Origin of the sequence: Kineothrix alysoides (assembly GCF_000732725.1) — a bacterium.
GTDB lineage: Bacteria > Bacillota > Clostridia > Lachnospirales > Lachnospiraceae > Kineothrix > Kineothrix alysoides.
Window position 1 is genome coordinate 1591708 of record NZ_JPNB01000001.1, and the last position, 22688, is coordinate 1614395.

Below are 22688 nucleotides of genomic sequence, written 5' to 3' on the forward strand. Positions count from 1 at the left end.
TATCCGTCCTCTATCCTATCAGCCAATCATACATTTCCTGATATTTTTTCGCAGATACATGCCAAGAGAAATCTGCCGCCATTCCTCTGTCGATAATCTTATTCCACTCCCGCTTCTTATCATAATAAATATGCTCCGCATAACGAATCGCCGTCAGCATCTCATGAGCGTTGTAGTTAGAAAATGAAAAGCCGGTTCCCTGGCTCTCATATTCGTTATAAGGCTCTACGGTATCCTTCAGGCCGCCAGTCTCCCTTACAATCGGTACTGTCCCGTAACGAAGCGCCATGAGCTGACTGAGCCCGCAGGGTTCGAATAAAGATGGCATAAGGAAAGCGTCGCACGCTGAATAAAACTTATGGGACAGCGCCTCCGAGTAAAAAATGTTAGCAGAAACCTTATTGTTATATTTCCAGTCAAAATGGCGGAACATATTTTCATACTGTTCCTCACCGGTTCCCAATATCACGATTTGAACCGCATCCTGACACATTTCTTCCATCATATAGTTGATCAGGTCGAAGCCCTTTTGGTCCGTCAGTCTGGATACGATGCCGATCAGCATCTTCTTATCATCCTGCTCCAAACCAAGCTCCGCCTGAAGTGCGCGTTTATTCTTGATTTTTTCCTTTCGGAAATTCACCGCATTGTAATTATGTTCAATATATTTATCGGTCTCGGGATTGAAGTCATCGTAATCGATGCCGTTTACGATTCCCCGCAGGTCCTTTTCCCTCGCGCGAAGGAGTCCGTCCATACCTTCTCCGTAAAAAGGAGTCTTGATTTCCTCCGCATAAGTATCGCTTACCGTAGTTATTGCGTCCGCATACACAATACCTCCCTTTAACAGGTTAGCATCCTTATAGGCTTCCAGCTTATCCGGGGTGAAAAAATAATCCGGCAATCCGGTAATGGATTTTACGGTCTTCACATCCCATTTTCCTTGGAACTTCAAATTGTGAATAGTCATTATGGATTTTATTCCGCGGAAGAATTCACTCCCCTGAAAACGCTCTCTTAAATATACCGGAACGAGTCCCGTCTGCCAGTCGTGGCAATGAATCACATCCGGCCTGAAATCGATAAGCGCAAGAGCAGATAACGCCGCCTTGGAGAAAAAGGAAAACTTGGTGACTTCTTCCAAAACATTATCACTATATGGCTTAAATCCTGAAAACATAGACTCGTTATCGATGAAATAATAGGTTACTCCATCCTCCTTCGCCTCCATGATGCCCACATATTCGTTCTTCCAATTAAAATCCATATGAAAATAGGTTTTAAACGTCATTTTTTGTTTCATTTCTTCCGTAATACAGCTATATTTGGGAATCATGACCCTGACGTCAAAATACTCTTTATCTATACATTTCGGCAAAGAACCGACTACATCGGCCAAACCGCCGGTCTTAATGAAGGGCACGCCTTCCGATGCCACAAATAAAATTTTCTTCATAGCCTAACCTCCAATATACTTAGAGTTATTATACATCATATCGGAGTGCTTTGAAAGTATTAAAAATGCTAATTTATCCTATTTTATCAGTTTTTGTACTGCAAGCGAATCTTATCCGCGATCAGTGCAATGAACTCCGAATTAGTCGGTTTTCCCTTGCCCGTATTGATTGTATAGCCGAACAATGCATCCAAGGTCTCCATTCTCCCCCTGCTCCAAGCCACTTCAATAGCGTGTCTGATCGCTCTTTCCACGCGGCTGGAAGTGGTCTGATATTTTTTCGCAATGGAAGGATAAAGCACTTTGGTGATAGAGTTGAGCATCTCTGTGTCCTCAACCGACATCATAATAGCTTCCCTCAAATATTGGTAGCCTTTAATATGGGCCGGAACGCCTATTTCGTGAATCATTTCGGTAACATCCTTCTCCAGATCCCTCTCCGTATTTATGCTTTTGACAACCGTCTCCTGCCCCGCTATGGAGGAATCCCTATGACCGGACGGTACCGTTATCATAATCTGAAATTCCTTATCCATATTCATCAGGTCACCAAGTATTTTGTATACCCTTTCATTATCCTTTGTTGCTGTTAGATTCAGTTGCTCCATATCAAACCTCCGACTTTTTTCTTTGCTAATATCTGAAAATCCAATCCAAATGATATTTATTTCCAAATATTGCTAGTGTCTATTATAAAGGAACACTATTTGATGATTCAACAGTAAAGCATCGCACAAAAGATAGAAAAGCTTCCATTTCCGCATATATGTGCGGTCCGGAAGCTTTTTCATTCCTTATTTTTTTCAATGCAGCAGCATATTCTCAATAAAAATGCCGTATCCGCTGGTCGCGTCCTGAACGAGCACATGGGTTACCGCTCCGATTATTTTTCCATTCTGCACAATGGGTGAGCCACTCATTCCCTGTATGATTCCTCCTGTTAAAGAAAGCAGCTCCTGATCCGTGATCCGAAGAACGATGCCTCTGTTAATGTTGTCGTTATTCAAATGCACCTCCAGTATCTCTATATCATAATACTTTGGCTCTCCTTCAATACTGCAGATAATTTGTGCCGGTCCCTTTTTAATCTCCTGCTTTAAACCGATGGGAAGCTCTCCAAAGGGCACCTGTGCTTTTAACTGGTCATTACAGTAACCGAATATGCCCTCCGATGTGTTTTCGGTTATCTGCCCTATGATCTTTGAATCATCGTATTCGATATATCCCGTCAACTCCCCGGGAGAGCCGTTGCTCCCTCTCGTAATGCCCACAATTTCTGTCTGATACAGCCTGCCTTCTTCCAGATTCATGAGCGTGCTCGTATCTACGTCATTTATTCCGTGTCCTAATGCTCCGAAGCCGGAACCTTCATTTAAGTAGGTCATCGTTCCTACCCCTTGCGCGTTATCCCTGATCCATACGCCAATTTTATAATCTCCGGCCTGATTCGTCTCAGGCCTTACCTTCAGCGTGAGTATCTCTTCTTCTCTCTTTACCGTAAGAACCATCTCCTGCCCTTCGGAATGCTTTACCATATCCACAAAGGCCGTCTTACTAGTTACCTTCTCCTCATTGACCTGCGTGATATAGTCTCCCGATTGCAAAATATATTGAGAGGGAGAATACTTCTGTCCGTCCTCCCCGGTGAATTCCCCTATGCCGATTACCAAAACCCCCTCTGTCTTCACATAAATACCGATGGGTATTCCTGCCGGTATTAGCGTCTTATCCTGAATTACCTGAATATCTACCGTCTTAAGCGGGATAATTCCAAACAACTTCAAATCCAGTACATATTTATTGATCTCATTGGCTTTAAGGGTTACTGGTTTAGCCAAATCTATGTGAATACTGTCTCTGGGGATATTGGATGCCGTAAGCCCGCTTACCTCTATGGCGTCCTTATACAGATTTCCCGAAGCGGGAAGCTGTAAATCCAACGTTTGATCCACGCCGGCTTTTATTTTAATATTGGAAGGCACCATTTTCCATAAAGTAAAATAGCAGGTGCAAATGAGTGCGGCCGTGCTGCAAAACAGCGCAAGGTACAGAAATATTCTATAATTACCGATTCTGTCTCTCTTTTTATCTTTTAAGCTCTTCAAGTCCTCACATCCTTTCGTCGTTCGCAGCCAAACGATAAATGATTTCTAAACAAACGAGGGATGTATCCTATATGAAATTCCTTCCGAAATTCCACATGACATACATCCCTCTTAGTATGTGATAAACTTGCACATTTTACTTTAGTATTGTTTTGTATTTCTTGCCAAATCTTTCATTTCTTTTGCATTTTGAAGCGCTGCCTCCGTAAGTCTGTCGCCTCCCAGCATTCTGGCCAGCTCCTTCAGGCTATCCTGCCCTGCAATTTTATTTATGGTAGTAACTGTCCGTTCTCCTTTTTCACTTTTTTCTATTAAAAAATGAACATCTGCTCTCGCTGCAATCTGCGGAAGATGAGTAATACAAATGACCTGATGGGACATTCCTAAGATTCCCAGCTTTTCGGAAACCTTCCATGCAGTCTTTCCGCTGATTCCAGTGTCTATTTCATCAAAAATCAAAGTCTGGATATCGTCCTTATCCGCAAGAACGGTCTTAAGAGCCAGCATGATTCTGGAAAGCTCACCGCCGCTGGCCACCTGGCTCAAAGGCTTCATCGCCTCTCCTCTGTTGGTGGATATCACGAACTCCACATCGTCATAACCGTCTGCAGTCATATTCCCGCTGTCAGGCCTAACCTGTATCTCAAACTCTACATTTTCAAAATTTAAATCTAACAATGCTTTTTTCAGGCTCGCAGTAAGTTCTTTCGCATACTTTTTGCGAACAGCAGAAGCTTTCTGGCATAGAGCGGCCAGCTCTTCCTTTAGCTTTTCGTATTCGGTAAGCTTCCCTGAGCGGTAAGCTTCGTAATTTTCCAATACACTTAGTTTTTCTTCTCCGGCTTCTTTATATTCGAATATTTCCTTTATATCATTTCCATATTTTGACTTCAAATGATTCATTAAATTCAGACGGCTTTCCGTATGTACGAAGTCCTCCTCGTCGAACTCCAAATCCTCCAGATAATCCTTTATGGTACGGTTGAAATCGTTCAAAATACCGTCTATATCCTGAAGCTGTCCCTCCATGTCGGACAGTGCTTCGTCATAATTGCTTACGCCCTTTATTTCCTTAAGAGCCCTTCCTATATTTTCTCCGGCGCTCTCCTCCTCATCATAGCCTGTCAGACGATAGACGCAGGAAACTGCTTCCTTTATTTTACGTCCATTGGTCATCAAGCGGTACTGCTTCTCCAGAAGAACGTCCTCACCTGCCGAAAGGGACGCATCCTCGATCTCATTTATTTCGAAGCGAAGTAAAGAGGCCTCTTTTTCTCTCGCTGTTTCGTCAGCGTTCAGTTCCTTCAGTTCTCTTCCAACTTGTTGATAGTTATTATATTTCTCTCTGATCTCACTTTTAATCTTTGCAAGAGCTGCCCCTGCATAGCCGTCCAAAATTTCTTTATGCTTCTTCGTCTGAAGAAGGGACTGGTGCTCATGCTGTCCGTGGATATCCAAGAGAACACCTGCAATTTCCTGAAGCTGCCTCGTTCCTACCGTTTCCCCGCACACCTTGCATACGCTTCTGCCTGCCATTATTTTCCTCTGTATGAGCAGCATATCATCCTCCTCAGGGAAAATATCCATTTTCTTCAATTCCTCTTTTTGTCCGTCATCCAGTCTGAACGTCAATTCAATCAAAGCGTACTCTGCTCCCGTACGAATCAAGTCCTTATCCGCCTTGGCACCAAGCGCAAGGTTCACGGAACCGATAATAATCGATTTTCCCGCTCCGGTCTCACCGGTCAGAATATTAAGACCTTCCTCGAAGCAGACTTCCTCTTCATCGATCAAAGCCAGATTTTTCACATGCAAACTTGCTAACATCTTCCTACTCCTTATTTGCCAGAAGCAAACATCATAACACATGAGGCTTTAGGCCTGCGGCTAATTTCCTATCATTTTTCGTATTTTATCCATCACGATAACCGTGTCGTCCACAGTCCTTATGGCCATCATAATCGTATCGTCGCCCGCGATAGAACCTACAATCTCTTTCAGTTTCATAGCGTCGATTGCGGCAGCAACCGCCATCGCCATGCCGGAGACAGTCTTAATAACGAGAATATTCTGTGCCATATCCATGGAAACAAAGCCGTCCCGCAGCACTCTGATAAATTTCTCTCCTAGGTGGCTGTCGTCCTGCCTAAACACCACATATTTTTGTTTTCCGTCCCCGGTAGGGATTTTCGACAGTTTCAGTTCTCTTATATCCCTCGAAACGGTGGCCTGCGTCACGGCGAATCCCGCCTCCTTCAGCTTGTCCGCCAGCTCATCCTGCGTCTCTATATTATAATTCTCGATGATTTCGACGATTTTACCATGTCTGCTCTTTTTCATACCTTTTATCTGCTCCTTTCAAGCCAGACAGTCTATACTGCCCGTACTCTTTAATCGCTCATTTTCTTATGCAATACTTCTAAAAAGCTGACCTTGCTCAATTTCACAATATCGGTCGTCTTTGCCGCCCTTTTTACTTCCACTCTGTCTCCGGTATATAAAGTAAGTTTATGACTCCCGTCAAAGTTCACTTCTACCTGCTGTACGGAATCCTCTCTGCCGGACACAATTTCTATCTCTATCTCATCTTCAGGTGCTAAAACTATGCTTCTCGTATTCAAGGTATGAGGGCAAATGGGAGTTACCAGCAAAAGTTTCGCCTTAGGCTCCACAATCGGACCTCCTGCGGACATATTATAGCCGGTAGAGCCGGTGGGCGTTGCAACGATTACTCCATCCGCGTTATACCTGTTTAAAAATTGCCCGTTCACATAGAGGTTAAATTTAATGATTTGAAGACTTCCGCTCCTCGTTATGACAATATCGTTCAGGGCATAGGAATCTTTCCTGTCATAATCCAGAATTCCATTCTCCTTATGGAGGTTTTTATGGAATTCGTTCCTTATTACCCTCCCGCTTAGCATCATCCGCTGCTCGATTCCGTATTCGCCCTTTAATAGCTGCTCTAAGGCCGCCTCCAGCCCAACTTCTTCTACCTCAGCCAGATAACCGAGAGTGCCCAGATTGATACCGAGAAGAGGCGTATCCCTATCGATCATATCTCTGGCCGCCTGAAGGAGAGTCCCATCTCCTCCCAGCACAAGCACACAGTCCGCGTCCGCGGGTATTCCATCCCCGCCTATGCTGCACCTTTTACCGTGGGCCTCCAGATATTTCCTAATATAGTTTGTCTTCTCCAAATTACAATCTTTATGATTGTTCGCAATAATATAAAAATGTTCCATACCTTCCATACTCTCTACAATTCCCGATGTGCTTCCCTTACTGTTTCTGTGATTCTTTCTTTTTCTTCCTGCACAGCCTTAAGCTTCTCTTCCTCTTTTTCGATATACAGCAGATATTCTATATTGCCCTCCGGCCCCTTGACCGGAGAATATTGAAGTCCCAGAATGTGAAAACCAACAGATACGGCATAATCCATCACCTTCTCGATTACCTCTTCGTGAATTTCCGGTTCCCTGACGACTCCTTTTTTTCCTACCTTCTCTTTGCCCGCTTCGAACTGCGGCTTTATCAGACATACCATCCGCCCGTTCTCCTTTAGCAAATCCCTGGCGGGAACCAGTATCTTTGTCAAGGATATGAAGGATACATCCACCGAAGCAAAATCGAGAATATCTCCGATATCTTCCGGCTTCACATAGCGGAAGTTGGTCTTTTCCATACACACTACCCGTTCGTCGTTTCTAAGCTTCCAGTCCAACTGTCCGTGGCCTACGTCTACGGAATATACTTTCACCGCACCGTTTTGCAGCATGCAATCTGTAAAACCGCCCGTGGAGGCTCCGATATCCATGCAAATCATACCTTCCAACGAAATATCGAAGGACTGAATCGCTTTTTCCAGCTTCAGGCCTCCTCTGCTCACATATTTGAGCACGCTCCCTTTTACCTCGATATGCGATTTCTCCTCTTCGAAAGAGGTCCCGGCCTTGTCTTCCCTCTGCCCATTCACGAAAACGTTTCCTGACATAATAATCGCTTTCGCCTTTTCCCTGGACTGGGCATATCCTAACTTGACCAGAAGAACATCCAAACGCTCTTTCATCCTTCGCCCTTCCTCATTCCATTGCCATTTGTCCTTCGGCTTCCTGACAATAAGTATTTACAGTTCAGCCTTCGGCTAAACTGCAACATATATGCACACAAAATACGATAAAACTGCATTTTGGCCTCGCGGTATTGAAGGCTGAACTGTTACAATAAGTATTCCATTCTTTACTTCAGTACCGCATATTCTGTAATAATACGCTTTACGACGGAATCGGCATCTATGCCGATTTCCTGCCTCAAAAGGTCCACATTGCCGTGCTCCACATATTCATCAGGAATTGTCACCGTAAGCAGCATCTTGCCGATTTCCTTCCGGTCCATGAATTCTCTGACTTTCTCTCCAAAGCCTCCGCTGGCCACATTCTCCTCCATCGTTACGAAGAGCTTGTGCTCCGCCGCAGCTTCCTCTATCAGCTCCTCATCAATAGGTTTAACGAACCTGGCATTTACCAGTGAACAAGAATATCCCTTCTCCTTTAATTCCGTCCTCACCTGCTCCGCCACCTTCACCATACTGCCTACCGCAAGAAGGCAGATATCCTCTTCCTCGTAGAGATATTCTCCTTTTCCATATATGATAGGCGCCCGGTATTCCTTCAGCCCGTCATAAGCCTCTCCTCTCGGATAGCGCAAAGCTATGGGGGCCTCGAAGCCTACTGCGAACTTCATCATATCGGACAGCTCCCACTTATTCTTAGGCGCCATAATATGCATATTAGGTATGGAGGAAAGGTAGGACAGGTCGAAAATACCTTGATGCGTTTCGCCATCGCTTCCTACAAGTCCTGCCCTGTCGATAGCAAAAACTACCGGCAGATTCTGTATGCAAACGTCATGCAGTACCTGGTCGTAAGCCCTCTGCAAAAAGGAAGAATAAATAGCCACGATAGGCTTGAGCCCTCCCGCTGCTAAACCCGCCGCAAAGGTAACCGCATGCTCCTCAGCAATCCCCACGTCAAAAAAGCGGTCGGGATACATGTTTTTGAACCGTTTTAGCCCGGTTCCGTCGGGCATAGCCGCCGTAATTGCCACTACCTTTTCATCCCGCTGCCCCAGCTTCGTCATTACCGTAGAGAAAATGTCCGTATAATTTGCTTTCGTCCTTGAGCGAAGGGGAAGCCCCGTCTCCACATCGAAGGGCTCTGCCCCGTGAAATCTTGCCGGATGCCGCTCTGCAGGCTCATAGCCTTTTCCCTTTTCGGTAATTACATGGATGAGTACGGACTTCTTTATCTTCTTCGCTTCCTGGAATACGCGCACCATCTGGCCGATATTATGTCCGTCCACCGGCCCTAAATAAGTAATTCCCATATCCTCGAAAAACATCCCGGGAATGACCAACTGCTTGAAGCTGTTCTTCGCCCTTCGGATGAACTTTACCATTTGGTCTCCATATTTAGGCATGTCCTTTAACGTATTATATACGCCGTCCCTCAAATCCAAATAGCTTCCCGCAGTGCGGACATTATTCAAGTACCTCGACACTCCTCCAACATTTTCAGAGATGGACATGTTGTTATCATTTAAGATTATCATGAAATTGGTTTCCTGTCTCGCGGCATTGTTCAGCGCCTCGTAAGCCATTCCTCCTGTTAAAGAGCCGTCCCCGATAACGGAAACCACAGTATGTTTCTCGCCGTTTATATCTCTGGCCTTCACCAGTCCTAATCCGGCCGATATGGAGGTAGAGCTGTGCCCTGTATCGAAGCTGTCACAGTTGCTCTCCTTACGTTTGGGAAAACCACTCATTCCGCCGTATTTGCGCAATGTTTCAAAACCGTCTCTTCTTCCGGTCAATAACTTATGAGTATAGGACTGATGCCCTACATCCCATATTATTTTATCCTCTGGAAGCTTTAACGAAAGATGAAGCGCCATAGTAAGCTCCACAGCTCCCAAATTGGAGCCCAGATGACCGCCCGTCACACTTATCTTTTCAATCAAAAATTCCCTAATTTCCTCCGCCAGTGCCGGATAATCCTTTTCATCGATATTTTTAATATCGTTAACCGTCCGAATATTGTCTAACAGCATGTCTGCACCTCATCTATTTTTCTCTGGTAATCAACTGTTTTATCAAGGCTTCCAGAAATTCATTTCTGTTGTCAAAGGAACTTAAAATACCTGCGGCTTCTTCCGAGAGCCTCTCCACCTCTGCTTTCGCCCGTTCCATCCCGTTCAGCGCAACATATGTGGACTTATGGTTCTTCTCATCGCTTCCCGTCTGTTTGCCCAATACCTCAAGACTGCCGGTAATATCCAGAATATCATCCTGAATCTGAAATGCGATACCCACGCTATAGGCACATGTTTCGATTTTCGAAAGTTCCTCGTCTGAGGCTCCAGCTAACGTCGCCCCTATCATCATAGCACTTTGAATAAGAGCCGCCGTCTTATATCCATAAATGAACAGAAGCTGATCCTGCGTCACCTCGCTGCCTATATTCTCCGCTTCGATATCCGCAGTCTGTCCGCCAATCATGCCAAATATACCTGCCTTGCCTGCCAAAATAGAAAGAGCCCGGTACACCCGTTCCATCCCCTGTGCATTCTCAGTCCTTGAAAACGCCGTAACCGCCGTCTCGAAGGCGAAATTCAAAAGTGCGTCTCCCGCCAATACTGCCATACCTTCCCCGTAAACAGCATGGGTCGTCTTCCTTCCCCTCCGATACTCATCATCGTCCATACACGGCAAATCGTCGTGCACCAGAGAATACGTATGTATCATCTCGAGAGCAGCCATAAACGGCTCCTCCAAACCTTCTTCTCCATGGAACATTTTATAGGTTTCCTGCAAAAGCATAGGACGAAGCCTTTTTCCACCCGCAAGGATGCTATAGTTCATCGCCTCTATCACCGTCTTCTGATATCCTTTTTCCTCCGGCAGAAAACGGAGGATGATCTCTTCTATCTGCATGGTCCTCTTTGCCATCTCGTCTTTAAAATTCATCTACTTCACCATCTTCATTTATCTGAAGCACCTTTTTTTCCACTTTATCAATCTTTTCGTTGCAGTATTTCAGTATATTCATCCCTTCCTTATACACAAGGAAGGAGTCCTCCAAAGAGATATCTTCGGATTCCAGCTTAGCCACCGCTTCTTCCAGCTCGGAAAATGCTTCCTCTAATGTCAGTTCTTTTTTTTCTTCTCCCATACAACGTTCTCCTTGTCTACCACCTTAGCTTTGATTAGTCCGTTCTTCACATGGACATGCAGCATATCGCCGATTTTCACGCTATGAATATCCGTCATCGTACTGCCCTTTTCATCTGAAACATAGGAAAATCCCTGATTCAGCTTGTCTAATGGCGACAGCCCCTTCAGTCTCTCTATGTAAACTTCCAGTCTATGCCTCTTCTTGGATACTTTACCGCGCATGGCTTCTTCGATCCTCTCCTCCAGCTTAAGCGCGAGGGTACGCTTTTCCCGAATCTGACCCGCCGGACTCAAATATCTCAATTTTATTTTCAAATTGTCCAGCCTGCCCTTGTATAAATTCAACTTGTTCCTAAGCAGACGCTTCAATGTATAATCGTAATCTCTAAGCGTTTCTTCATATTTTCTATATTCGTATACTGCCAGCTCCGCTGCCGCAGAGGGCGTTGGTGCGCGCAGATCCGCCACATAATCGGCAATCGTCGTATCCGTCTCATGTCCTACCGCAGAAATGACCGGCACGCTGCAGTCAAAAATCGCCTGTGCCACCACCTCTTCATTAAATGCCCATAAATCTTCTATGGAGCCGCCTCCACGCCCTGCGATAATCACATCCGCACCATAATGCTCAAGTGTTCTTATTCCTCTCACTATGGAGGAAGCTGCCTGTTCCCCCTGTACGATAGCCGGATATATCACAATCTGCACATAAGGATTTCGCCTGGACGCGATATTGATAATATCTCTTACTGCCGCTCCGGTAGCGGCCGTAACCACTCCCAGCTTTCTTATATATTTAGGAATCGGCTGCTTATAAGAGCTATCGAACATCCCTCTTTCTTCCAACTCCCTTTTTAATTGCTCAAACCTTTCGTACAAAAGCCCCGCGCCGTCTAATACGATCTGCTTGACATAAAGCTGATACTTTCCGTCCCTTTCGTATACATCTATGGTTCCGCCTGCAACTACAGACTGTCCCTCCTGCATCCGAAAAGCAAGACCGGAACGGTTCCCTGCAAACATCACACAGGAAATCGTTCCTTTCTCATCCTTTAACGTAAAATAAATATGCCCCGAAGAATGATATTTGCAATTGCTCACTTCGCCTCTGACGAACACCGATTGCAACATAAAATCCTGCGTAAACATATTTTTAATATATGAATTTATTTGTGCTACGCTATATACATTCTGCATAACTATCCCGCCTAAGCAAATTTAGCAAGTACCCCGTTGATAAATCCGGGAGAATTGTCCTGCCCAAACTTTTTTGCCAATTCTACAGCTTCATTGATTGCCACTCCCGTGGGAATTTCGTCATCATACTTTATTTCATAAATAGCAAGACGAATAAGAGTCAGATCTACCTTCCCCATACGGGAAGTATCCCACCCTTTCGTTTCTTTATTAATCATCTCGTCGATGACATCAAGCTTGGAAACAATATCTTCATACTTTTTTAAAATATAGCGTTCACTTTCTTCATCCGCCGTATTCTCGTCTTCAAAAAACAGCTTTTCCTGCTCCGGCATATCCTCTCTCGCATTGAATTCCACGCGAAAGAGCAATTTGAAAATCTGTTCCCGCAGTTCTCTTCTTCCCATGGGTATACTCTTCCTATCTGTCTTTTTGCATATTCACGCCTGCGATGCGGATGTTCACACTTGATACCTCGAGTCCTGTCATATTTTCAATGGCATTCTTCACCTTTTCCTGAACCTTGCGGCTGGTTACAGGAATATTGTATCCGTATTCCATGATAAGCGCCAAATCGACCTCTACTACCTTATCCAGAACATCGACCTTTACACCCTTTTTCATATTTTTTACACCGACCATACTCATCAACTCGTTGGTCGCATTGCCCGCCATAGACGCAACACCTTCCACCTCCGTAGATGCGATTCCAGCTATCATTGCAACCACATCGTCCGCTATTTTAACCGCTCCGGTGCTTTCATCCTCCTGCAATACATATGTGCTTCTATCTAATTCCTTTTCCATATTCATAACCCTGCCTTTCTCATAACCTGCTAACTATATCTATTTGTATAATATACCAAAATTTACGACTTTTGCATAGACCTTTCTTTCAAGGCAGACGAGTATAACTACAAGCATTTTACAGCCAGAAGCTTAGGCTTAACTGTTCTTGGTTGTCCGCATAGGCAATGACCCCGTCCGGGCTGTCCAAATACTCGAAAATTTCCTGCGCTTCGATTAAAGCCGCCTCCATCTCCTCATACACGAAAGCATCGCTGCACTTTAATGTAACGTAAGTGCTCCCTTCTTCGTATTCCCTTATAAAGAGTTCCTTCAGCTTGTCCCTATCCACAGAAGAAAAATAAGCGCCTTCCCGCACGTAATAATTCGCCAGCATGGAATTACATTCCGGCAAGGCTACCACATTTTCTATGGTATGTGTTTTACCCAGCTGTTCGGTAGTAACACATAGGTAATCGTAATTGATGGTCGGCAGATGCTCTTTCTCATATCCCGTATCATCTTGTGCTTCCTCCATCTGATAAGAAGCGTCTCCCCATGTGGGGTCCACATAATAATAATTTCCGTCTATCATTACCAGATTCCATGCATGGCCTTCTCCATCAGAGACCCTTCCGATTACCAGCGTCGAAAAAATATCCAGACGCCCTAACAGATACTGCATCGCCTTCGCATATCCCTGACATACAGACTCCCCATACAAAAAGACGGAACAAATATTTTGATTATCGGCGGCCTGAGAGTTATATTCGGTGGTACTTATGATATAATCATAAATATACTTCACTTTCTCATATTCATCCGCACCCGCCGGAAGTCCGGCAAGGCATTTTTCCACATAAACATCAATAAGCCTCTGTCTGCGCTTCGCCTCTTCCTCATCGATGTGATAGGTTCCGGTAAAAGTAATCTTTTTCAGTTCTTCGCCCAGCGTGTATTTGGTAAAAGTGTAACCATCCACATAAAAAATCTCAGGATGGTCGTTTAAGACACACTGAAAAACCTTATCTATGCTGTTAATATCCATGCTGGAAATGAGCACATCTTCTCCCCAGCCGGAAAGCACCTGAAATATTTCTGCATAAACGACTTGCTCTTCTTCGGTAAGCCTTTCAAAATTGTAATTTCCCTTTTGTGCATAAAGAAGCCCCGGCAACTCTTCCTCTGTAAGGCCAAGAGCGGCTCGAACCGTATCGTCGTTCTTCTCCGACTCTCCTAATGTCCGGGAAGCCTCCGCCCCCTCCTCATTTGTCTCTTCCGCGAGTGTTCCATACTCATTTTCTTCCGCACTTTTTTCTTCGGCCATCGTTACAGGCAACTTCTCGGGCGTTTTCACTTCCGGAGCACATCCCATAAGCAGAAGAAATACTAGTAAAAAGGCAATCCGATTTTTTTTCATCATTTAATCACGTCCAAATTCAGATAATATTAATCCTTTATTTCTGTCGAGTGTCATACCGATACTCCATTGATTGATGAAAAGAAGCAAGGGGTTCCCCTTCATATCCTTCACCTTTTTCATATCGGAGGTCCCCGTCAGCTTTACCATATCGATATCCTTATTCTCCACCCAGCGAATGTATTCGTATGGCAGATTCTCAAGTCTTATTTCTACATTATATTCGTTTTCCAACCGGTATTTTAAAACCTCGAACTGCAGCACGCCTACCACGCCTACTACAATTTCCTCCATACCGGTATTGAATTCCTGAAAAATCTGAATCGCGCCTTCCTGCGCAATCTGTGTAATACCCTTTACGAACTGCTTGCGCTTCATCGTATCCATCTGACGTACCCGCGCGAAATGCTCTGGCGCAAAGGTAGGAATTCCTTCATACTGAAATTGTTCCTTAGGCATGCAAAGAGTATCTCCAATGGCGAAAATTCCCGGATCGAACACTCCGATAATATCCCCTGCGTATGCCTCGTCCAATATCTTCCTCTCGCTTGCCATAATCTGCTGCGGCTGAGACAGTCGCATGATCTTCCCACCCTGAATGTGTTTCACTTCCATGCTGGCTTCGTATTTCCCGGAACAAATCCTCATGAATGCGATTCTATCCCGGTGGGCCTTATTCATATTCGCCTGAATCTTGAATACAAATGCCGAAAAGTCGTTCTCTACCGGATGTATCAAGCCTATATCCGCTTTCCTGGGAAGTGGAATAGTCGTCATCTTGAGGAAATGCTGCAAAAATATTTCCACGCCGAAGTTTGTCAGGGCAGAGCCGAAAAATACAGGAGTCAATTCGCCGGCCTGCACTACTTCCAGGTCAAATTCCGCACTGGCTCCGTCTAAAAGCTCCACTTCCTCCAAAAACTGCTTCTTCACGTCCTCTCCGATATATTTGGAAAGCTCGTCCTTTTCCTCAATAGGGATTACTGTAGTCTCCCCCTCCTTCGTTCCTTTTTGCGTATCCGTATACATGATTACGCTTTTTTCTTCTCTGTCATAAACGCCCTTAAAGTTCTTACCGGAGCCTATGGGCCAGTTGACAGGACATGTAGCAATACCGAGTTCCCGCTCTATTTCGTCCAAAAGCTCAAACATATCGCCTGCATCTCTATCCATCTTATTGATAAAGGTAAAGATGGGAATCTTCCGCATGACACATACCTTAAAAAGTTTTCTCGTCTGAGCCTCCACACCTTTGGAAGCATCGATGACCATAACTGCCGAATCCGCCGCCATCAAGGTACGATAAGTGTCCTCGGAAAAATCTTGATGTCCCGGGGTATCCAATATATTAATACAATATCCGTCATATTCAAATTGCAGAACGCTGGAAGTAACAGAAATACCTCTCTCCTTTTCTATCTCCATCCAGTCGGAAACCGCATGTCTGGCGGTAGCCTTTCCCTTTACGCTTCCGGCCAGATTGATGGCTCCTCCATAGAGCAGGAATTTCTCCGTCAAAGTGGTCTTTCCCGCATCGGGATGCGAAATAATCGCAAAAGTCCTCCGCTTGTTTATTTCCTCTGCATAGTTGCTCACATTTTTATCCTCCTGTTTCTCTTTTACAGCATCGTTTTTCCGTCAAACTGAGGCTCTATTTCAAAATAATCCAGCACCGTTGCGCCAATATCCGCAAAGGTGTCTCTCGTCCCCAGATTCTTCGGTTCTATATTTTTTCCGTACATAAGAAACGGCGTGTGTTCCCTCGAATGATCCGTTGATACCGTATAGCCCGGGTCGCATCCGTGATCCGCCGTAATCATAAGCACATCCTCAGTCCCCATTTTTCCAAGAATCTCCGGCAGCCTCGTGTCGAAATAGGTAAGAGCCGTCGCATAGCCGTCGATGTCGTTCCTATGTCCGTACAGCATATCGTAGTCTACCAGATTGATAAAGCACAGTCCACAAAAATCTTTTTCCATCATTTCCAGCGTCTTATCAATTCCGTCTTCATTGCTTTTTGTATAAGTGAATTCCGTAATTCCTTTTCCTGCAAAAATATCGTTTATTTTTCCTACAGCAATGACATCTCTGCCTTCCTCTTTTAGCTGATCCAGCATAGTAACAGAGGGCGGCTGTAAGGAATAATCATGTCTTCCCGAGGTACGCACATAATTGCCGCTGACGCCTGCAAAAGGTCTGGCTATTACTCTTCCCACCCCGTGCTTTCCGGCAAGCAGCTTTCTTGCCATAGCGCAGTATTCATATAAGGTATCAAGAGGCACAACATCTTCATGGGCGGCAATTTGAAATACGCTGTCCGCAGAAGTATATACTATGAGCTTTCCGGTCTTCACATGCTCATCGCCGTAATCTTTGATTACCTCCGTACCTGAATAGGGTTTGTTACATAGTATTTCCCTTCCGGTCAGGGCTGTAAATTCATCGATGACCTCCTTCGGAAATCCGTCAGGATAAGTAGGAAGCGGTTCCTTCGATAGAACTCCCGCAATTTCCCAATGTCCGATTGTCGTATCCTTTCCCTTGGAAGCCTCTTTCATGCGGGCGATTGTGGCCATCTGCTTCTGCGTTTTCTCCCCGCAGGTAACTCCGTCTATATTGAATAATCCCAAGCCTTTCATATTAGGCATGGAAAAATAAGGACTGGATGCGGCAGAAGACAGGGTATTGGTCCCTTCATCCCCATATTCCTTCGCATCCTCCATCTCTCCAATTCCTACACTGTCGAGTACAATTAAAAATATACGTTTCATAAGTACACCTCTCTGCTTCTCTTTGCATGGCGCATCCTCTGCCGGACACGTTTAAATTACTGACTAGCGTTACATATTATAGCACATCTTTTCACTCAAATAAACTCTTATATTTTTGCGTAAAGCTCTTTTGCAGACGGAAGCTTATTTTCTTATTTTAACTTCTTTTTTCATTCCTTATTCTGCCGCAGTCGTGCTTATAATAATCGTTTCAGGCGCTACTCCGGTTTTGCGGATGATGATATCTTCAATCTGAGCGCGCTGTGCCTCCGACAGCTCCGTCGCATTCACTACTACGTCCACACCGGTGGTGCTGATGCTCACTACTACATCGGAAAAGCCTTTTGCTTCCAACAGGATCTCTGCGGACGTCTCTTTTTCCGCAATATCCGTAAGGGCTATCATATTGTCAACGGCTTCCTGTTTCTGGCTTTCAGTAATATTAGCGTTGTTGATGATTTCCAATAACGTTTCTTTATTCTTTGCTCTTGTCTGTTCCTTTAACAGCTTAGCTCCGGAAAGTGAGCTCGTGTTGGAGGTAGAGGTAAATACAGCTTCACCAGGCACTCCGCTATCCGCAGGAGTGGTTTCATTCACGTTCTCCGCCATTCCTTCATCTAGATAATCAGAAACAACTACACCCCCATCGGAATCGAGGCTTTCAATGTCTCCATAGGCGGAATCCAAAGCAGCATCTTCATCGGAAATATCAAAGAGTGAAGCAACATCCTTATCCACTGTGCCGGAGTCGGTGCTGTCTGCATTCAAACCGTCATCGTCGCTAACCACCGTGTCACTTTCTACTGTCATGATATCCTCTTGTGTAACCTTTGTACCTGCAAAATTCAGGTATCCTGCAACTGCAATCATAATTGCAAGTGCAGTAATCATAATCTGGTTCTTTTTAAGCATATTTTTCACGCGATTCTCCCCTTTTCTTTATTCGGTTTCCTTATTCGGATTTCATTTTGATTATTTTAATTTTATGTGACTCTATATCAAATAATGCCACAATTGCTTCAGTAATATTTTTCCTTACTTCAGGTTTGTCACCTCCCTGAACTACGACTACCACGCCTTCTATTTCGGGCTGCAAGGTTTTCACCACATAGGGTGTGCTGCTTCCGTCACTTTCTTTCACATATACCGTTTCTTCCTGAATGTCAGATTCTTCTATGTTTCTGCTTCCGCCCCCCGCATCGCTTTCCGCCGTAGTGCTCTTCGTCTCAGGAATATCCTTCTCTACGACAGCCTCTTTCGAAGTACCCGCCGTTATCGCTACCTTTACTTTTCCAGCCCCCTCCATTGAGGAAATTACCTGTTCTAATTTATTCTCCATATATTGCTCATATGCCTCGGCGTCTCCATTTATGGATGCCGGGGCATATATTTCTTCGCTGTTTTTATTTTCTTCCGAGCCCGCATTCTGCGTTATTTTCATTTTATCCGAATCCATGCTCCATATTCCGGAGTCCTTAGAACTTTTTTCCGAGGTCTGGGAAGTGGGAAGTGCAATGATGATGAGCAGTATTCCTACAAGGATGAAAATAACGAATTGATCCTTTCCCGGCTTTTTTCCTTCTTTAATTTTTTTCCATATGCCAATTTTTTTTTCTTCTTCCACAAGAGCCTCCTATTTTACGATTATTTCCACGTATGATTCATCCGTTCCCAAGCGGGTGCAGAATTCTTTTTTCATTTCTGTTATTTTTTCTGCATCTTCTCCGGTTCCGTTTATATAAGATCCCTCCGCTTCTTTTTTAGCTCCATCCGGATATGTTCCTTTTTCTTCCGAAAGGGAAGACGATACCTTCACATCGATCTTCACTTCATCTACCATATCGATGCCATAAGCCCCCTCCTCTTCTCTGCCGGCAATTCCTCCATATCCATCTTTTTCCTGAAATACCTTTACCGTAAGCTTAGGCGGCTCTTCATATAAAAAGACCTCACTTACCCCATATCCATAGTTTCCTGCAATCTCTGCCAGATTCTCTTTGATTTCTTCCTCAAGAGCCTGCGTAAGTTTCCCATCTTCCTCTTTTTCATATACCACTCCGACATCTTCCATCGCCTTATCCATTTCCCGCTGAAATTCCTCTACAGCCGACCATATTTCTCCCTTGTCCGCCCCTAAAAGCAGTGCCCTTACCGGAACGATGAACTGTGCCAATATCATGATACCAACTAAAACTTTGATATACTTTTCGTAGGATTTCTCCGCCGCAAAGTGCATGATACTCTGCGCACATATAATAAAAATTCCTATCTGTTTCATGAATTCCAAAAAAGAATATCCCACAACTACATCCCCTTACCTGTCGTATATGCAACAATCGCTATTGTAATGATAAACAGCGCCACAGATGTAAACGTCGTGCGAAACAGCAATAGACTTCCATCCCCCACCCTGTCTGTACATCCTGTAATTCTCTTATCGCTTACGATTCCTACTAAGGCCGCACTCCCCTTCATAATGCAAGCTATAACAAGCAGCTTCGCTAAAGGAATAAGGCAAATTGCAAGAAGAAGAAGCAACATGAGAATGCCGATGCTGTTTTTTATTAATACCGCCGAACCGATGAGCATTTCTGTTACCCCCTCCGCAAGATTCCCGATTCCCGGTATAGCAGATACCGCTTTCTTCACTGCGGTCGTCCTGAGAGAATCTATAACAGGTGTTATCATTGATTGGAACAGACTTAATCCTGTGATTGCCCCCATCGCCACCTTAAGCCCCAGCACAATTCCTTTTTTTAAAAATTCTAACATAAGGGTAAGACGTTCCTCTGCCCATATCCCGTTCATCAGCGCCATCAGCACATAACTGTATATGAGAGGCATCATAATACATAACAACAGTTTTTCTACTCCATATACTAAAAATAACGTAAATTGGTAATATGCAGCCGCCGTTGCAGCCCCCGTCGCCGCTCCGATAGCCATGAAATAAGTAGGAATGAACATCTTGATGAACAACACGATATTTTCCACCGCTTCAGAGGCAATTCCGGCCGCGGCCAAAAACGATTTCATCAGCACCGCCATCAGTAATAAATAGAGAAAGTAAAATCCAATATCCGCTATTTGATGGCTTTTAAACATATCTGAGAAGTTGGAAAAAAGCGCCGAAATAATGCCCAGAATCAGAATGGATACGAAAATATTTCTCATTCCGGACAGTTCATTAAAAAGCATCCCCTTTACTCCATCCCAAAGCAGTTTAATCGCATTCAAAATATCTCCCTGCAATATACTGGACAGGACTTCGTGTACATCAAATTCATAATTGGGCAGTATGCGGTCAAGGTTATCTGATATTTCATCCATTCCGTATTCTCCCCACATATTTGCAAAGTTCACTGTAGCTTCTGCGGCATGGACCGGCTTGTCCATGAAAAAAGAAAGCACTAATACGAGCGCTGCACTTAGCAATATTTTCTTCATTCTTATACCCCATTTCCTCTTTGGCGGACTCAAAATCAATAGTTGAAACCGCCTTTCTTTCAACTTTCTCTTCCCCTTTTCACTCATCCCGCTATCTCCTGAATGCTTTCAATAATAGCTAACAGAATTGGCATACCGGCAATTAGCACCGATAGCTTCCCGAAAATTTCCACCTGCCCGGCTATGGAAGAATATCCTGCGTCCTTGCATATCCCCGAGCAAAATTCACAAATATATGTGATTCCTATTACCTTGAGTAAAATCTGAAAATATGTATTATTAGCGGTCATATATTGCTTCAGCTCTCCCATGCTGTTAAGCAACGAGCCAAGTCCCAAAACCGCTGAGGAAAAAATAATCAGACACACGCCAAAGCCGATATATAATCCATATTCCTGCTTGCCCGACTTGAACTGCAAAGCAATCATAACACCCGCTATTCCCAACATTCCTATCTTCAGCACATCCATAACAATACCATTCCTCCTATAATTCGAACAGATTTTGAATCATGGTAAACAAATCGTAAATGTATGGAATAATCCATGTCAAAACGAGTATCAAGCCGGCCAGACTAATTAAAAAGGCGTGCTCTTCCCTGCCGCTATGCTTTAATATCTGGCTCAAAATGGTTATCAATATTCCTACTGCCGCAATTTTAAATATTAGACTAACGCCCATATTTCCCCCTTATGTACCGGTCATATTAGTATAATAGCGACAAGCAGACCGCCCATTACACTTAAACTCATAATTACCTTACTTTTATTTATCATATCTTCTTCCAGCTTCTTCACCGACAGTTCCAGACGATGTAAATACTGTTCGATTGCTTCCGCCTGCATTTTCCCATCCATATATCCGGCACAATCTCCGAAATCCAGGCATACTCGCTTTTCCTCTTCGGACAATACCGCACCTTTTAAACACTTTTTCATGCATTCCTTCCATACTTCAGAAAAAGAACATCCGTTATTTAACAGCATTTTTTCATATATTTCTTTAAAAGCCTTTCCGTAAGGCTCTTTTATCCTGCTCCCTATTCTCCGGCAGGCCTCCGGCAAGGGTGCCTTGCTGTATGTAATTTCATTTTGCAGCATCTTAAATATCTGTTGTATCTGATATAAGGCATTTAGGTTATCTTTCATCCGGTTCTTAAAAGATAGGCCCAGCCCAAAGCTTCCGCCCATCAAAAATAAGATTCCTATCAGCCGTAACATAATTCGAAGCTCCTGTCATAAATGGCTTTTACACCACATTTTCCGCCCACCTTTTCAAGCAATATATAGCGCCCGAAACTTTTATTTTTCTTTAAATCAAATAAAAAGCTTTTATTCATCACATCCTCCAGAGAATCCCCGTGTATGGTAGCTATGACCTTGCTCCCGCACTGCATGACCTGATGTACCGCCTTCATGTCCTCTTCGCATCCCAGCTCGTCTACCGCTACCGCCTGAGGGGACATGGAGCGTATCAGCATCATCATTCCAAGCACCTTCGGACACGCGTCCAGGATATCCGTTCTTATTCCCACGTCGTTCTGAGGCCTTCCAAGATAACTGCCCGCAATTTCTGAACGCTCGTCCACTACTCCTACCGCCATCCCCTTACCATATGAATTCCCGTCGGATATTTGTCGTATCATATCCCTAAGCAGCGTAGTTTTTCCACAGCCCGGAGGTGAAATCAATAAAGAATTAAACAGCCTCCCCTCTTCATATATATAAGGGAGGAGCATATCTGCCGCCCCTTTGATTTCATGGGAAACACGTATATTCATATAACTGATATGCTTTATATTTCGTATGATATTGCCTTCCTGCAATATGACTTGTCCGGCAAGTCCAATTCTGTGCCCTCCGGGTATCGTCATAAAGCCTTGCTTTATTTCATCGGCAAAGGCATACACCGAGTATTCGCATATATGGTTCAATATCGCTTCCATGTCCCTTTCGGCTATGAGGCATGCATCATTTCTCTCTTTTGTAACCTGTCCATCCTCCGCCAGATACCATTCCTCATTTTGAAGTATAACGATGACTTCTCTGCCGATTCTAAGTCTTATTTCCTGCAGATCCTCAGCTTGCTTTATAACGCCGCCCCACTTGTCCCTCATATAATCGGGAAATATATGCAGAATTTCCTCTCCCCTCGCCACACGCCTTCACCTCCGTCCTCTTATCTCAATATATGAAATGTTGTCCAAGTTATTCCAAGTTTTTTGTATCAAAAAAAATACATTATCTTTTTGAATTTCCATAGACAATAACATTTG

At 44.2% G+C, this 22688-nt stretch carries 23 protein-coding genes and 1 pseudogene; all 24 read right to left on the minus strand.

The features are described 5' to 3' along the window. Positions 1-10: 10 nt before the first annotated feature. On the minus strand, positions 11-1456 hold the full coding sequence (gene glgA / locus CC90_RS0107520) for a glycogen synthase GlgA (RefSeq protein WP_031390179.1): 1446 nt from the start codon (positions 1454-1456) through the stop codon (positions 11-13). 86 nt (positions 1457-1542) lie between these two features. Then, a pseudogene (gene spo0A, locus CC90_RS0107525) lies at positions 1543-1911 on the minus strand (sporulation transcription factor Spo0A); the annotation flags it as partial. 348 nt (positions 1912-2259) lie between these two features. Further along, positions 2260-3561 (minus strand): SpoIVB peptidase, encoded by a 1302-nt coding sequence (gene spoIVB / locus CC90_RS0107530; RefSeq protein WP_035315243.1) that lies wholly within the window; start codon positions 3559-3561, stop codon positions 2260-2262. Between the two features lie 141 nt (positions 3562-3702). Then, entirely contained in the window at positions 3703-5388 is a 1686-nt protein-coding gene (recN, locus tag CC90_RS0107535; protein WP_031390182.1) for a DNA repair protein RecN, read from the minus strand. Between the two features lie 60 nt (positions 5389-5448). Next, a complete protein-coding gene (gene argR, locus CC90_RS0107540; RefSeq protein WP_031390183.1) occupies positions 5449-5901 on the minus strand; it encodes an arginine repressor in 453 nt (150 codons plus the stop codon). A 50-nt stretch (positions 5902-5951) separates the two neighbouring features. Beyond that, complete coding sequence (locus CC90_RS0107545) at positions 5952-6806, minus strand: NAD(+)/NADH kinase (protein WP_031390184.1); 855 nt, start codon at positions 6804-6806, stop codon at positions 5952-5954. Positions 6807-6820: 14 nt separating this feature from the next. Further along, positions 6821-7630 (minus strand): TlyA family RNA methyltransferase, encoded by an 810-nt coding sequence (locus tag CC90_RS0107550; RefSeq protein ID WP_031390185.1) that lies wholly within the window; start codon positions 7628-7630, stop codon positions 6821-6823. A 170-nt stretch (positions 7631-7800) separates the two neighbouring features. Beyond that, on the minus strand, positions 7801-9669 hold the full coding sequence (gene dxs / locus CC90_RS0107555; RefSeq protein WP_031390186.1) for a 1-deoxy-D-xylulose-5-phosphate synthase: 1869 nt from the start codon (positions 9667-9669) through the stop codon (positions 7801-7803). Positions 9670-9682: 13 nt separating this feature from the next. After that, positions 9683-10585 carry a polyprenyl synthetase family protein gene (locus tag CC90_RS0107560; RefSeq protein ID WP_031390187.1) on the minus strand — a complete coding sequence of 301 codons (903 nt, stop codon included), beginning with the start codon at positions 10583-10585 and terminating at the stop codon, positions 9683-9685. Then, the gene (xseB, locus tag CC90_RS0107565; RefSeq protein ID WP_031390188.1) at positions 10575-10790 is read right to left on the minus strand and encodes an exodeoxyribonuclease VII small subunit; all 216 of its coding nucleotides are present in this window, start codon (positions 10788-10790) and stop codon (positions 10575-10577) included. The genes CC90_RS0107560 and xseB overlap by 11 nt, the downstream gene beginning before the upstream one ends. After that, the gene (gene xseA / locus CC90_RS0107570; RefSeq protein ID WP_031390189.1) at positions 10766-11989 is read right to left on the minus strand and encodes an exodeoxyribonuclease VII large subunit; all 1224 of its coding nucleotides are present in this window, start codon (positions 11987-11989) and stop codon (positions 10766-10768) included. Before xseA ends, xseB begins: the two co-directional genes overlap by 25 nt. 11 nt (positions 11990-12000) lie before the next feature. Continuing rightward, positions 12001-12396, minus strand: coding sequence for a transcription antitermination factor NusB (gene nusB, locus CC90_RS0107575; protein WP_031390190.1), 396 nt, complete (start codon positions 12394-12396; stop codon positions 12001-12003). 13 nt (positions 12397-12409) lie between these two features. Then, entirely contained in the window at positions 12410-12796 is a 387-nt protein-coding gene (locus CC90_RS0107580; RefSeq protein ID WP_031390191.1) for an Asp23/Gls24 family envelope stress response protein, read from the minus strand. Between the two features lie 118 nt (positions 12797-12914). Continuing rightward, a complete protein-coding gene (locus CC90_RS22985; protein ID WP_051869325.1) occupies positions 12915-14198 on the minus strand; it encodes a transglutaminase domain-containing protein in 1284 nt (427 codons plus the stop codon). Beyond that, complete coding sequence (locus CC90_RS0107590; protein WP_031390193.1) at positions 14199-15791, minus strand: peptide chain release factor 3; 1593 nt, start codon at positions 15789-15791, stop codon at positions 14199-14201. Positions 15792-15814: 23 nt separating this feature from the next. Then, positions 15815-16966, minus strand: coding sequence for a phosphopentomutase (locus CC90_RS0107595; protein WP_031390194.1), 1152 nt, complete (start codon positions 16964-16966; stop codon positions 15815-15817). Between the two features lie 177 nt (positions 16967-17143). Then, a complete protein-coding gene (locus tag CC90_RS0107600; RefSeq protein ID WP_330373219.1) occupies positions 17144-17878 on the minus strand; it encodes a SpoIIIAH-like family protein in 735 nt (244 codons plus the stop codon). Between the two features lie 40 nt (positions 17879-17918). Next, positions 17919-18590: a hypothetical protein gene (locus tag CC90_RS0107605; RefSeq protein ID WP_031390196.1), complete on the minus strand. Its 672-nt coding sequence runs from the start codon at positions 18588-18590 to the stop codon at positions 17919-17921. A 9-nt stretch (positions 18591-18599) separates the two neighbouring features. Then, a complete protein-coding gene (locus CC90_RS0107610) occupies positions 18600-19268 on the minus strand; it encodes a stage III sporulation protein AF (RefSeq protein ID WP_031390197.1) in 669 nt (222 codons plus the stop codon). 2 nt (positions 19269-19270) lie between these two features. After that, positions 19271-20500: a stage III sporulation protein AE gene (locus CC90_RS0107615; protein WP_031390198.1), complete on the minus strand. Its 1230-nt coding sequence runs from the start codon at positions 20498-20500 to the stop codon at positions 19271-19273. Then, positions 20497-20883: a SpoIIIAC/SpoIIIAD family protein gene (locus CC90_RS0107620; protein WP_031390199.1), complete on the minus strand. Its 387-nt coding sequence runs from the start codon at positions 20881-20883 to the stop codon at positions 20497-20499. Before CC90_RS0107620 ends, CC90_RS0107615 begins: the two co-directional genes overlap by 4 nt. A 16-nt stretch (positions 20884-20899) precedes the next feature. Then, the gene (gene spoIIIAC / locus CC90_RS0107625) at positions 20900-21094 is read right to left on the minus strand and encodes a stage III sporulation protein AC (RefSeq protein WP_031390200.1); all 195 of its coding nucleotides are present in this window, start codon (positions 21092-21094) and stop codon (positions 20900-20902) included. A 20-nt stretch (positions 21095-21114) separates the two neighbouring features. Further along, positions 21115-21633 carry a stage III sporulation protein AB gene (locus CC90_RS0107630; RefSeq protein ID WP_031390201.1) on the minus strand — a complete coding sequence of 173 codons (519 nt, stop codon included), beginning with the start codon at positions 21631-21633 and terminating at the stop codon, positions 21115-21117. Continuing rightward, positions 21621-22571, minus strand: coding sequence for a stage III sporulation protein AA (gene spoIIIAA, locus CC90_RS0107635; RefSeq protein WP_031390202.1), 951 nt, complete (start codon positions 22569-22571; stop codon positions 21621-21623). The genes CC90_RS0107630 and spoIIIAA overlap by 13 nt, the downstream gene beginning before the upstream one ends. Positions 22572-22688 lie beyond the last annotated feature (117 nt).